This window comes from Burkholderia orbicola (assembly GCF_900100915.1).
GTDB lineage: Bacteria > Pseudomonadota > Gammaproteobacteria > Burkholderiales > Burkholderiaceae > Burkholderia > Burkholderia orbicola.
In genome coordinates this window covers 2,777,729-2,790,757 of record NZ_FNKW01000001.1, presented here as the reverse complement: position 1 = coordinate 2,790,757, position 13,029 = coordinate 2,777,729, and the positions used below count along the sequence as shown (strand labels likewise).

At 69.3% G+C, this 13,029-nt stretch carries 13 protein-coding genes; 8 read left to right on the top strand and 5 right to left on the bottom strand.

Going from position 1 to position 13,029, the window contains the following annotated elements; all coding sequences use genetic code 11:
• The 8 genes from BLS50_RS13345 to BLS50_RS13310 all read left to right on the top strand — a co-directional run bounded on the left by BLS50_RS13345 (window position 1) and on the right by BLS50_RS13310 (window position 7,706).
• Window positions 1-507, top strand: coding sequence for an RDD family protein (locus BLS50_RS13345; RefSeq protein WP_074802402.1), 507 nt, complete (start codon window positions 1-3; stop codon window positions 505-507).
• Between the two features lie 222 nt (window positions 508-729).
• Window positions 730-1,668, top strand: a complete 939-nt coding sequence (locus BLS50_RS13340) for a UDP-2,3-diacylglucosamine diphosphatase (RefSeq protein WP_074802401.1) — start codon at window positions 730-732, stop codon at window positions 1,666-1,668.
• A 28-nt stretch (window positions 1,669-1,696) separates the two neighbouring features.
• Window positions 1,697-2,731 (top strand): glycosyltransferase family 4 protein, encoded by a 1,035-nt coding sequence (locus BLS50_RS13335; RefSeq protein WP_011694334.1) that lies wholly within the window; start codon window positions 1,697-1,699, stop codon window positions 2,729-2,731.
• Window positions 2,728-3,264: a diacylglycerol kinase gene (locus BLS50_RS13330; RefSeq protein WP_011694335.1), complete on the top strand. Its 537-nt coding sequence runs from the start codon at window positions 2,728-2,730 to the stop codon at window positions 3,262-3,264. Before BLS50_RS13335 ends, BLS50_RS13330 begins: the two co-directional genes overlap by 4 nt.
• 201 nt (window positions 3,265-3,465) lie before the next feature.
• A complete protein-coding gene (locus BLS50_RS13325; RefSeq protein ID WP_006478243.1) occupies window positions 3,466-4,224 on the top strand; it encodes a TetR/AcrR family transcriptional regulator in 759 nt (252 codons plus the stop codon).
• Window positions 4,221-4,802: an LOG family protein gene (locus tag BLS50_RS13320; protein WP_006478242.1), complete on the top strand. Its 582-nt coding sequence runs from the start codon at window positions 4,221-4,223 to the stop codon at window positions 4,800-4,802. The genes BLS50_RS13325 and BLS50_RS13320 overlap by 4 nt, the downstream gene beginning before the upstream one ends.
• A gap of 22 nt (window positions 4,803-4,824) precedes the next feature.
• On the top strand, window positions 4,825-5,586 hold the full coding sequence (locus BLS50_RS13315; protein WP_074802400.1) for an SDR family oxidoreductase: 762 nt from the start codon (window positions 4,825-4,827) through the stop codon (window positions 5,584-5,586).
• Between the two features lie 227 nt (window positions 5,587-5,813).
• Window positions 5,814-7,706, top strand: a complete 1,893-nt coding sequence (locus tag BLS50_RS13310; RefSeq protein WP_074802399.1) for an ArnT family glycosyltransferase — start codon at window positions 5,814-5,816, stop codon at window positions 7,704-7,706.
• 172 nt (window positions 7,707-7,878) lie between these two features.
• On the opposite strand, the gene BLS50_RS13305 is transcribed toward BLS50_RS13310, so the two are convergent.
• The 5 genes from BLS50_RS13305 to BLS50_RS13285 form a co-directional block, all read right to left on the bottom strand.
• Window positions 7,879-8,496 carry a DUF924 family protein gene (locus BLS50_RS13305; RefSeq protein ID WP_027811430.1) on the bottom strand — a complete coding sequence of 206 codons (618 nt, stop codon included), beginning with the start codon at window positions 8,494-8,496 and terminating at the stop codon, window positions 7,879-7,881.
• Window positions 8,493-9,224, bottom strand: coding sequence for an alanyl-tRNA editing protein (locus BLS50_RS13300; RefSeq protein ID WP_074802398.1), 732 nt, complete (start codon window positions 9,222-9,224; stop codon window positions 8,493-8,495). The genes BLS50_RS13305 and BLS50_RS13300 overlap by 4 nt, the downstream gene beginning before the upstream one ends.
• A 103-nt stretch (window positions 9,225-9,327) precedes the next feature.
• Window positions 9,328-9,738: a group II truncated hemoglobin gene (locus BLS50_RS13295; protein ID WP_006478237.1), complete on the bottom strand. Its 411-nt coding sequence runs from the start codon at window positions 9,736-9,738 to the stop codon at window positions 9,328-9,330.
• A 44-nt stretch (window positions 9,739-9,782) separates the two neighbouring features.
• A complete protein-coding gene (locus tag BLS50_RS13290; RefSeq protein ID WP_074802397.1) occupies window positions 9,783-12,398 on the bottom strand; it encodes an ABC transporter permease in 2,616 nt (871 codons plus the stop codon).
• Window positions 12,395-13,012 (bottom strand): DUF4126 domain-containing protein, encoded by a 618-nt coding sequence (locus tag BLS50_RS13285; protein ID WP_006483514.1) that lies wholly within the window; start codon window positions 13,010-13,012, stop codon window positions 12,395-12,397. Before BLS50_RS13285 ends, BLS50_RS13290 begins: the two co-directional genes overlap by 4 nt.
• Window positions 13,013-13,029: the final 17 nt, after the last annotated feature.

Genomic DNA, 13,029 nt, shown 5'->3' with positions numbered 1-13,029 from the left:
GTGGCGAACGCCCGCGCGTCCGACACCCAGACCGCCGCGCCATCCGTGCGACGGCGCCTCGCCGCGCTGCTCTACGAAGGCGTGCTGCTGTTCGGTGTCGTGTTCTTCGCCGGGCTCGCGTTCAGCCTCGCGACGCAACAACGCAACGGCCTCGTCCATCACAACCTGCTTGCCGCGTGGATCGCGCTCGTCGTCGGCGCGTATTTCGTGTGGTTCTGGACGCACGGCGGCCAGACGCTGCCGATGAAAACCTGGCGGCTGCGGCTCGAATCGTCGAACGGCCGGCCGCTGAGCGCCAGCCACGCGCTCGTCCGCTACGTGCTCGGCTGGCTGTGGTTCCTGCCGCCGCTCGCGCTGCACCCGCTCCTCGGCCTGTCGGTACCCGTCACGCTCGCGCTCGCCGCCGCGTGGATCGTCGTATGGGCCGGCGCCGCCCGGTTGCACGCCGGCCGCCAGTTCCCGCACGACCGGATCGCGCGCACCCGCGTCGTCGCGATACCGCGCTGACGCGCCGCATTCGCCAGGCGAAAGCCGCTCGCTCGGCGCCCCTCCCCTCCGGACGGCCTTATCGGACAAGCCTCGGCCGTTCAGTACGGCAGATGACGCAACGCCCGCTCGTTCACTGCTAAACACGCTTCAACGGTCGTAATACGAACGTCTCGTGACTGTCATGGCACAGTCACGCCCGCATGGCGGAATGCCGGTAATGTCAACCGGCGCGAGTCATGCATGGGCCAGAAAACGTCCGCGACCTCACTGTTTCGTCACCCCATCGGCGCCCGCGCCGCCACTGCGTTCCTGTCCGGCTCGGGGGCAACCGACGGCATGGTGTCGCACAAGCCGCCCGTCGCGCACACCACGCAGCACGAGGACCCCGAGCCGTCCGCCCATCGCTACCGCACCATCTGGCTGTCCGACATCCACCTCGGCTCGAGCGGCTGCCAGGCGCCCTACCTGCTGGATTTCCTGCGTCACAACGACTCGGAATACCTGTACCTCGTCGGCGACATCATCGACGGCTGGCAGCTGAAAAAGGGCTGGTACTGGCCGCAGGCGCACAACGACGTCGTGCAGAAGATCCTGCGCAAGGCGCGCAAGGGCACGCAGGTCGTCTACATCCCCGGCAACCACGACGAAGGCGCGCGGCAGTTCTGCGATCTCGCGTTCGGCGACATCCAGGTGCGCGGCGAGGCATTCCACACGACGCTCGCAGGCAAACGTTTGTGGATCGTGCACGGCGACCTGTTCGACGGCGTGATCCAGCACGCGAAATGGCTCGCGTACCTCGGCGACACGCTCTACACGCTGATCCTCGTGCTGAACCGCTGGTTCAACCGGATCCGCAGCCGGCTCGGCTTCCAGTACTGGTCGCTGTCGCAGTACCTGAAGCACCAGGTCAAGAACGCGGTCAACTTCATCTCGCAGTTCGAGACCGTGATGACCGACGAGGCGCGCCGCCGCGGCTGCGACGGCGTCGTGTGCGGCCACATCCACAAGGCCGAGATCCGCGACATCGACGGCGTGCTGTACTGCAACGACGGCGACTGGGTCGAAAGCCTGTCCGCGCTCGTCGAAACGATGGAAGGCGAACTGAAGATCGTCTACTGGACGGTGATGCGCACCGCGCCGTCGGAGACCACGTCGCGCAAGGCCAAGGCCGCTGCCTGACACAACCCTACTTACAGGACATGCCGCGATGAAGATCATGATCGTCACCGACGCGTGGGAACCGCAGGTCAACGGCGTCGTGCGCACGCTGAAGAGCACGGCGCGCGAACTCACGGCGCTCGGCCACCGCGTCGAACTGCTGACGCCGCTGGAATTCCGCACGGTGCCCTGCCCGACCTACCCCGAGATCCGCCTGTCGATCCTGCCGTACCGCAAGCTGCGCGCGCGGATCGATGCGTTCGCACCCGATGCGCTGCACATCGCGACCGAAGGCCCGCTCGGGCTCGCCGCGCGGCGCTATGCACGCGCCCGCAAGCTGCCCTACACGACCGCGTACCACACGCGCTTTCCGGAATACGTGCAGGCGCGCTTCGGTATTCCGCTCGCCGCCACCTACCGCTTCCTACACTGGTTCCACGGCCCGTCGCTCGCGGTGATGGCGCCGACGCCGGTCGTCAAGCAGGATCTCGAGAAATTCGGCTTCACGAACGTCGTGCTGTGGACCCGCGGCGTCGATCTCGACATCTTCCGGCCGATGGAGTCGAAGGTGCTCAACACCGCGCGGCCGATCTTCCTGTACGTGGGCCGCGTCGCGATCGAGAAGAACGTCGAGGCGTTCCTGCGCCTCGACCTGCCCGGCTCGAAGTGGGTCGCGGGCGAAGGCCCCGCGCTCGCGGAGCTGAAGTCGCGCTATCCGGAGGCCAACTATCTCGGCGTGCTGTCACAGGCGGAGCTCGCGAAGGTGTATGCTGCGGCCGACGTGTTCGTATTCCCGAGTCGCACCGACACGTTCGGCCTCGTGCTGCTCGAAGCCCTCGCCTGCGGCACGCCGGTGGCCGCGTATCCCGTCACGGGCCCCATCGACGTGCTCAGCGGCGGCGATGCGGGCGCGATGCACGAGGACCTGCAGGAAGCCTGCCTCGAGGCGCTGAAGATCGAACGCACGACTGCACGCGCGTGGGCGGAACGCTTCTCGTGGCGCGCGGCATCCGAGCAGTTCGCGTCGCATCTGAAGCCGCTGCCGAAGACCGCGTACTCGCCAGCCGAAGGTGCCGCCGTTTGAAACGAGACCTGAACGACAAGATCCCGCCCCCCGCCGCGACGCCCTCACGGCACCGCCCGTTCGACGAGGAAGAGCCGCACGCCGACGCGGACGTGCACCCGCACGAGCCGCTCGGCCCCGACGACCGGCTCGCGCCGCTGCCGCCGAACCCGTACAAGCGCCACCGCGGCATCACGCGTGCGTGGTTCGCGCTCAAGCATTCGCTGAACGGCTTTCGCGTCGCGATCCGCGAGGAAAGCGCGTTTCGCCAGGAGCTCACGCTCGCCGCGCTGATGCTGCCGATCGGCGCGTTCGCGCCGGTGCCGGCCGCGTCGCGCGCGCTGCTGATCGGCTCGGTGCTGCTGGTGCTGATCGTCGAGCTGCTCAACTCGAGCGTCGAAGCCGCAATCGACCGCATCTCGCTCGAGCGCCATGAACTCTCGAAGCGCGCGAAGGACCTCGGCAGCGCGGCCGTGACGGTCGCGCTGTTCGCGTGCGTGACGACGTGGGGCTTCGTGCTCGGTCCGGTCGTCGCACGCTGGCTCGGCTTCTAGGCAACCGCCCGGCGTCCTTCCCGCCGCCCGCATGCGGCGCTGCACCATGCGCCGCGCGGGGCCGCGATCATGAAATGCCCCGATGTGGCGGAACCCCGGTTTATAATCGTCCGCTAGACATAGAACAGCAACCCGCGCCGGACGAATCACGCAGCATCGATTGCAGCGCCCGCCAGTCCGGCACACACAGGGCCGGACGACATGGAAGCGAAACCTCCCCGCCGCACCCGCGAACGGATTCTCGAGTTGTCGTTGAAACTCTTCAACGAGATCGGCGAGCCGAACGTCACCACCACGACGATCGCCGAGGAAATGGAAATCAGTCCAGGCAACCTGTACTACCATTTCCGCAACAAGGACGACATCATCAACAGCATCTTCGCGCAGTTCGAGCAGCAGATCGAACGGCGGCTGCGCTTCCCCGAAGATCACCGTCCGACGATCGACGAAACCTGGTCGTACCTGCAGTACATGGCCGATTTCATGTGGACCTACCGGTTCCTGTATCGCGACCTCAACGACCTGCTCGCGCGCAACCGCACGCTCGAGACGCACTTCAAGCAGATCATCAGCCACAAGGTGCGCTTCGCGCACGACATGTGCGAGCTGCTCGTCTCCGATGCCGAAATGGTCGCGACGCCCGCCGAGATCGAAGTCATCGCCACCAACATGGCGGTGATCTCGACCTACTGGCTGTCGTACCAGTACGTGATGCATCCGCGCAAATACAACGACCAGGACGCGATCCGCGAAGAGCTGCACCAGGTGAGCATGCACGTGATCTCGATCATGGCCCCGTACCTGCGCGGCCGTTCACGCCAGCTGTTCGACGACCTCGTCTCCGGCAAGCTGCCCAAGCGCCAGTTCACCGACTACCTGCCGCCGCGCGACGGCTCCCCGCGCCCCGCCGACAGCCCCGTCGTCACCGGGCAGGCGTCCGCCAAGGATTCCAAGCAATGAAGGCAGTCTGCGTTTACTGCGGCTCGTCGTCCGGCGTGCGGCCCGTCTATGCCGACGCCGCGCGCGCGTTCGGCCGCGCGCTCGTCGATGCGGGCCTCACGCTCGTGTACGGCGGCGGCCGCGTCGGCCTGATGGGCGTGATCGCCGACGAAGTGATGGCCGCCGGCGGCCGTGCGGTCGGCGTGATCCCCGAGCTGCTCGTCGACAAGGAAGTCGGCCATACGGGGCTGTCGGAACTGCACGTCGTGCCCGACATGCACCATCGCAAGAAAATGATGGCCGACCTCTCCGACGCGTTCGTCGCGATGCCCGGCGGCGCCGGCACGCTCGAGGAGCTCTTCGAGGTCTACACGTGGGCGCAGCTCGGCTATCACCGCAAGCCCGTCGCGCTCTACAACATCGATTCGTTCTACGATCCGCTGATCGCGCTGCTGCGCCATACGGTCGACGAAGGCTTCATGCGGCCTGCCTATTTCGACGCGCTGTGCGTCGAATCGGAACCCGTCGCGCTGATCGAGCGGCTGCGCCACTACCAGCCGCCCGCCCGCGACAAGTGGGCGCCCGACGCAGCGAAGTGATCCTCACCGGAACCCGCACGCGATGACCGCACCGTCCGACCGCAAGGCAGTCCTCATCACCGGCGCGAGCCGCGGCATCGGCCGCGCGACCGCCGTGCTCGCGGCCGAACGCGGCTGGGACGTCGGCATCAACTACGCGCGCGACGCGGCAGCGGCCGAACTGACCGCGCAGGCCGTGCGCGACGCGGGCGGCCGCGCGTGCATCGTCGCGGGCGATGTCGCGAACGAGGCCGACGTCGTCGCGATGTTCGATACGGTTGCGGCCGAGTTCGGGCGCCTCGACGCGCTCGTGAACAATGCAGGCATCGTCGCGCCGTCGATGCCGCTCGCCGACATGCCGGCCGACCGGCTGCGGCGGATGTTCGATACCAACGTGCTCGGCGCCTATCTGTGCGCGCGCGAAGCCGCGCGCCGGCTGTCCACCGACCGTGGCGGCCGCGGCGGCGCGATCGTCAACGTGTCGTCGATCGCGTCACGGCTCGGCTCGCCGAACGAGTACGTCGACTACGCGGGCTCGAAAGGCGCGGTCGATTCGCTGACGATCGGCCTGGCAAAGGAACTCGGCCCGCACGGCGTGCGCGTCAACGCGGTGCGCCCCGGCCTGATCGAGACCGAAATTCATGCAAGCGGCGGCCAGCCGGGCCGCGCCGCCCGCCTCGGCGCACAAACGCCGCTCGGCCGCGCGGGCGAGGCACAGGAGATCGCCGAGGCGATCGTCTGGCTGCTCGGCGATGCGGCCTCCTACACGACGGGCGCCCTGCTCGACGTCGGCGGCGGCCGCTAAGCTGACACGCGGCGCAACAATACGGCTGACGAAAACGCCCCGTGGTCACGGCGCCACAAATCTCCACAATTCCGTGACAGTTTCAGTAAACATCCGTAACAATTCCGTGCTCTACTAGCGGTCATTCAGACAGGTGTCTTAAACATCCTGTCCGTTAGCCGGATGTAATCCCTTATCGGTCCCGCCCATGTCGCCGGACCGGCTCGACTCGACCCGAGATCTTTTCCATGCCTGGAACCGCAGCGCCCAGCCGGCGACGCACGTCCGTGCCCGCCCCGGCCGCGCACACCCGCTCGACCGCCGATACCGACGTCCTCGCGACGCTCGACGTCGCCGGTACGCCCGTCGCCGCCTCGACCGCCACGATCAGCGCCCCGCGCGACCGCTCGCTGCTGCTCGGCTGGCGCGCCTGGCTGTTCGTCGCCGCACTGGTGTGCGCGTACACGCTGCCCGGTGTGCTCGGCCACGATCCGTGGAAACAGGACGAAACCTACACGTTCGGCATCATCCAGCACATGCTCGAGACCGGCGACTTCGTCGTGCCGACCAATGCCGGCCTGCCGTTCATGGAAAAGCCGCCGCTCTACGCATGGGTCGCGACCAGCCTCGCGTGGCTGCTGCAGCGCGTGATGCCGCTGCACGACGCGGCGCGCCTGGCGAGTGCCCTGTTCGCCGCGCTCGCGTTCGGCTTCATCGCCCGCGCGGCCCGCGTGGCCAGTCGCGCGGACACCTGGTTCGACCTGCGCGTGCTCGGCCCGGTGGTACTCAGCGCCGGCACGCTCGTCGTCATCAAGCACGTGCACGACATGATGACGGACGTCGCGTTGTTTGCCGGCACGGCAATCGGGTTCTGCGGGCTGCTCGAACTCGTGATGCAGCATGTCGCGCGGGCGCAGCAGATGCGGCACGGGCTGCCGGTGCATCCGGCGGGCCGCTGGGCCGCGCCGATCTTCGGCGCGGGCGTCGGCATCGCGCTGATGGCGAAAGGGCTGTTCGTGCCGCTCGTGTTCGCGGCCACGCTCGTGTGCACGCTGGCGCTCTACCCGGCCTGCCGCACCCGCTCGTTCGCCCGCGCGCTGGGCGTCGCCGCCCTCGTGTTCGCGCCGTTCGCGCTGATCTGGCCGACCGCGCTGTTCCTGCGCTCCGAAACGCTGTTCATGACGTGGTTCTGGGACAACAACGTCGGTCGCTTCTTCGGCTTCTCCGTGCCCGAACTGGGCGCGGAAAACGACAAGCCGTTCTTCATCCTGCGCGCGTTCCTCACCGTCGGCTTCCCGGTCGCGCCGCTCGCGATCGTCGCGCTCGCCCGCGGCGCATGGCGCGACTGGCGTGCGCCGCGCATCGCGCTGTCCGTGCTGTTCGCCGGCATCGGGCTCGTGGTGCTGCAGGTGTCCGCGACGTCGCGCCAGCTCTACATCCTGCCGTTCTTCGCGCCGCTCGCGCTGGTCGCTGCGCAGGCGATCGAGCGCCTGCCGCGCCGGCTGCATCTCGCGTGGGATTACCTGAGCCGCATCCTGTTCGGCACGGTGGTCGTGCTCGCGTGGGCGATCTGGGCGGTGATGGCCGATCCGGCCGCGTCGCGCGCGGATCTCGCGCTGCTCGGCCGCTGGCTGCCGCTCGACTGGACGATGCCGATCCAGCCCGCGCTCGTGACCGGCGCGCTCGCGCTGACGGTCGGCTGGCTGACGCTGCTGCCGAAGCTGCGCACGACGGGGCTGTGGCGCGGCGCGCTGTCGTGGGGCGCCGGCGCGCTCGTCGCGTGGGGGCTCATCTATACGCTGCTGCTGCCGTGGCTCGACGTCGCGAAGAGCTACCGCTCGGTGTTCGACGACCTGAACGCGCATCTCGCGCTCGAATGGAACGACGGCGACTGCATGGCGAGCCTGCACGGGCTCGGCGAATCGGAAGCGCCGATGCTGTACTACTTCTCCGGCATCGAGCACACGCCGATCGACGACGCGAAGACGACGCGCTGCACGTGGATGATCGTGCAGGGCGTGCGGGCCGTCGATCCCGCGCCGGGCAGCGAATGGAAGCTGTTCTGGACGGGCGCCCGCCCGGGCGACAACGAGGAACTGCTGCGCGTCTACGTGCGCACGCCCGAACCGCATCTGCAGTGACACGGGGCGGCGCGATGCGCCGTCCTGCCCGCCTTCACTTTGCTCTTCGGCACCGGTCGCGCTCATCCGCTGGACCACTGCGCAACCTGTGCTGCAATACCGACGCCGGCAGAACCCGCAAGCGTCCCAGCGTTAGCCACCCCGTTCCCTCATCTCGCCAACGTACGGATCGTCAGAACGACGAGCCGGGCTCTCGCAGAAACGCCGTTTCCTCGTCGGTCGACGCGCGACCGAGAATCGCGTTCCGGTGCGGAAAGCGGCCGAAGCGCTCGACGATCGCCGCATGCAGCAACGCGAAGCGGTGATAGCTCTCGCATCCGGCCTCGTCGCGGATGCCCGCGCACAGGCGCACGGCCTCGCGCTGGCTCTCGACCGACTCGTCGTGCTCGAACGGCAGATACGCGAACGCACGGTGATGGCCGCTCGGCAACTGGGTGTCCCAGCCGGCCGCGACGACGCGGCGGGCCAGCGCGAGCGCTTTCGGATCGGCCGCGAACGCGCGCGGCGTGCCGCGATGGATGTTACGCGAGAACTGGTCGAGCACGACGATCAACGCCAGCGCGCCCGACGGCGAATCGGCCCAGTGATCGCAGGCGCCGTCGCACGCGGCGTCGAGCAGCGCGCCGTAACGCGTGCGCAGCACGTCGTCGAACGCGGCGCCGCCGTTGAACCAGACCTTGCGGTTCTGCCCGAATTCGGCCGAGCCCGGCTCGCCGAACCAGAAATCGAGAATCTCCCGTGCCTGCGGATCGAGCGCCGCCGCGCCTGCTTTCCCGGTATCGACCGTCATGCAAACTCCAGTACGAGGCGCCGTGTGCGCGCACTCTTCTTTTCCAGTTTCGCGACCCGCAACCCGCCGATTTCGGACGTGTTGCGCACATGCGTGCCGCCGCACGGCTGCAGGTCGACGTTTTCGATGCGCAGCAGCCGCACGCGGCCGAGACCCATCGGCGGCTTCACGCTCATCGTGCGCACGAGTTCGGGACGCTCGGCCATTTCGTCGTCGGTGATCCATTCGGTCGTGACCGGATGCGCGCCGACGACGAAGCCCGTGAGGCGTCGCTCGACGTCGTCGCGGTCGATCGCGTCGGAAGTCGCGAAATCGAGCCGCACGTAGTCGGCCGTCACGCTGCAGCCGTCGACCGCGTACGGCAGCACCGCGCACATCAGGTGCGCGGCCGTGTGCAGACGCATGTGCCGGTAGCGGCGCAGCCAGTCGATCTCAGCAACCACGCGCGTGCCGGGGGCGAGCGTCGCGACGCTCGCCTCCTGGCCCGACGCGGGCACGTGGACGGCGTCGTCGGGCGTCGCGCCGTCGAACTTCGCCTTGCGCGTGTCGGCGATCGCGATCGTGCTGCCGTCGGGCAGCGTCAGCGTGCCGGTGTCGCCGGCCTGGCCGCCGCCGAGCGGATAGAACACGGTGCGGTCGAGCCGGATGCCGTCGTCGCCGACGGCCTGGACGATCGCCTCGCATTGCGTGAGGTACGCGTCTTCGCGAAACAGCGCTTGTGTCGTCATCGGGCGAGCCTCGTATCGATGGAGAAACGGCCAGTGTCGCGCCGGGCCGCTCGTGCGCCCAGACGCAGATCGTCCCGCGCGCGGACAGCGGCGTACCGGTCGATCAACCGGGCCGGTTGCGCATCCAGTCGGCCGTGTCGTAGAACGAATGCATGAGCCGCTCGCGCAGCGGCTCCGGCAACCCGACGTCCTCCATCGCCCACGCCATGCAGCGCAGCCACTGGTCGCGTTCGACCGACGCGATCGGGAACGGCAGGTGCCGCGCGCGCAGCCGCGGATGGCCGAACCGGCTGATGTAGTGGTCGGGGCCGCCGAGCCAGCCGCACAGGAACCAGAACAGCTTGTCGCGCGAACCGTCGAGCGACGGCGGATGCAGCGCGCGAATCTGCGCGAACTCGGGTTCGAGGTCCATCAGGTCGTAGAAACGGTCCACCATTTCGCGCACGCGGGCTTCGCCGCCCACAAGTTCGAACGCCGTCGGCTGCGCCGGCGCATCGTCATTCACATCGGTCATTACGGATAGTCGGAAAACGGGATCTTCGGGGCCGCGGGCGACGCTCAGGCGTCGCGCAGCGACTGCAGCGCGGGGCGCCGCAACACATTATGCAGGCTCAGCCAGCCGGCCGCACCGGCGCAGACGACACCGGCCGCGATGCCCGCCGGCACGAGCCACGGATCGACGGCGAGCTGAAAGTCGAACACGCGCGACGCGAGCACCCAGCCGACCGCGATCGCGCCCGCCGATGCCAGCACGCCGGCCAGCGCGCCGACCACGACGAATTCCGCGCGCTGCACTGCGTTGACCTGCGCGCGCGACGCGCCGAGCGCACGCAGCAGCGCGGCCTCGCGCACCCGCTCGTCGCGCGAGCCGGCGAGCGCCGTGTACAGAACGAGCACGCCGGCCGCGAGCGTGAACGCGAACAGGAACTGCACCGCGCCGACCACCTGCAGCATCATCCGCTGCAACTGCGCGAGGATCGGCGCGACGTCGATCGCGGTCAGGTTCGGGTAGCGCGCGATCAGCGGATCGAGCAGCGCGGCGTTCGAGGCCGGCAGATGGAAACTGGTCAGGTAGACGGCGGGGAAATCCTTCAGCACCGGCGGCGGCATCAGCACGAAGAAGTTGACGCGGAACGAGCCCCAATCTAGCTTGCGCACGCTGGTGATCGGCTCGTCGACCGTCAGCCCCGTCACGTCGAAGCGCAGCGTATCGCCCGGTTTCACGTTCAGCGTCTTCGCGAGGCCGGCTTCGATCGAGATCTGCGGCGTGGCCGCGTTGCCGAACCAGTCGCCTTCGACGATCCGGTTGTCGGACGGCAATTCGGTCGTATACGACAGGTTGAACTCGCGATCGACGAGCCGGCGCGCCTCTTCGGACGGGTACGCGTCCGGATTCACCGGCTTGCCGTTGATCGCGACCAGGCGGCCGCGCACCATCGGCGCGGGCACCGCGTCGCGCACGCCGTGCGCGGCCAGATAGGCGGCCACATCGGCGCGCTGGTCGGGCTGGATGTCGATCAGGAACTGGTTCGGCGCATCGGGCGGCGTCGACTGCCGCCAGCCCGCCACGAGGTCGTTGCGCGTGATCGCGATCAACAGCAGGCACATCAGGCCGAGCGCGAGCGCGGTGATCTGCAGCGCGCTGGCCGTGCCGCGCCGATGCAGCGACGCCAGCGCGTAACGCCAGCCGACGCCCGCGGCCACGCGCGCATTGCGCACCGCGCGCGCGGCGGCGAACAGCACGAGCCGGGCGATCAGCGCGAACCCGACCAGCGCGCCGGCGAAGCCGCCCGCGACGATCAGGCCGAGCTTCAGGTTACCGGCGGCCACGATCAGCAGCCCCGCGAACAGCACGACGCCGATCGCATACGCGGCCCACGCGGTGCGCGACGCGTCGCCCCACTCGCGCCGCAGCACGCGTACCGGCGGCACGCGCGTGAGCGGGACGAGCGGCGGCAGCGCGAAACCGAGCAGCAGCACGAGCGCGGCGCCCATGCCGATCAGCGCCGGCCACAACGTCGGCGGCGGCAGCACGACGTCGATCAGGCTGCCGAGCGCGGCCAGCAGCGCCCAATGGCCGCCGTAGCCCAGCACCGCGCCCGCGGCGCCCGACACGATGCCGACGCCGACGAATTCGAGCGCGAACAGCGCGCCGAGCGTGCGGCGGCTCACGCCGAGGCAGCGCATCGTCGCGCAGCCGTCGAGATGACGCCGCATGTAGCGCTGCGCGGCCATCGCGATCGCGACGGCCGCGAGCAGCGCGGTCAGCAACGCGACGAGCGTCAGGAAATGACGCGCGCGATCCAGCGTCTGCCGCACCTGCGGCTGCCCTTCCTGCAACGACTCGAGCCCGACGCCGCGCAGCTTCCCGCCGTCGACGCGCTGGTGCGCATACGTTTCGAAGCGCGCAATGGCCGGTGCGTCGCCCGCGACCAGCAACCGGTACGTGACGCGGCTGCCGTAGCCCGTGAGCCCCGTCGCGGCGAGCTCGTCCGCGCGCATCATCAGCCGCGGCGAAAAATTCACGAATGAAAAGCCGCGATCGAGTTCGCGGGTGATCGCCGCGGCGACCGTGAACGTGCGCAGCCCGACGCGCACCGTATCGCCCGCCTTCAGATGCAGCGCGTCGAGCAGCGCCGGATCGGCCCATACGGTGCCGGGCGCGGGAATCGCGGCCGCCTTCTGCGCGACGGTCGCACCGGCCGGCAGAATCTCGACCGCGCCGCGCAACGGATAGCCGGGGGACACGGCCTTCACGGCGGCGAGGCGCGACGGCGCGGCGTCGGCCGCCTGCCCGCCCGCGGCGGCCGCGATCATGCTCGGGAAGATGGCGGTCGTCGCGGTACGCAGGCCGAGCGCGCGCGCCTGGCGGTCGAACGACGGATCGACGGGGCGATCGGCGCGCACGACGAAATCGGCGCCGAGCATCTGGCGCGCATCGCGCTCGAGCCCCTGGCGCAGCCGATCGGCGAGAAAGCCGACGCTCGTCAGCGCCGCGACCGCGAGCACCAGCGCGAGGACCAGCAGCGTCAGTTCGCCCGCGCGCCAGTCGCGCGCGGTCATCCGGGCGGCCTGGTGGATCAGGTCGCGCAGGCCGAAGCGGCCGGCATGCGCGCGCCCGTCATGGCCGGGTTGGCCGGCCGGCGGCTGCGCCGCGTGTTGCGGCCCCTTCAATCGCGTTTCCCTCCGATCGAATTGAGCCGCGACACCATGTGGTTCGCCATTCCGCGAAAACCACCCGACACGCCGCGCCACAGCCGCGGCAGCGCCCACGCCGACGCCGCGATGAACGCGGCGAGCAGCACGAGGAACGCGAGCGGAACGAAGAACGCGAGGACGAGCCCGCCGACCACGAGACCGTCCTCGGTCGACGACGCGACCCAGTTCGAAATCGGTTCGGGAGACAGGTTGATCAGCGCGCGCGTGCCGGCCTTCGCCACGTGCGCGGCGCCGGCGAGCGAGCCGCCGGCGAGCCCCGCGACCGCCAGCATGGTCGGGTCGGCATGGCCGAGCGCGCCGGCCGCGAGCACGGCGCCGGCCGGAATGCGGATGAAGGTATGCACGGCATCCCACAGCGAGTCGAACGCGGGGATCTTGTCGGCAAGGAATTCGGTCACGGTGAGCACGGCCGCGGCGCCGATGACCCACGGCGACATCAGCACGGCCAGCGTGTCGGGCAGATGGAGCCAGCCGAAGCGCGCCAGCACGCCGGCGATCAGCACCGTCAGGTACAGGCGCAGGCCGCTCGCCCACGCGAGCCCCGCGCCGAGCGAAATGGCTTCGATCATGGCCCTCTCCTTGCACT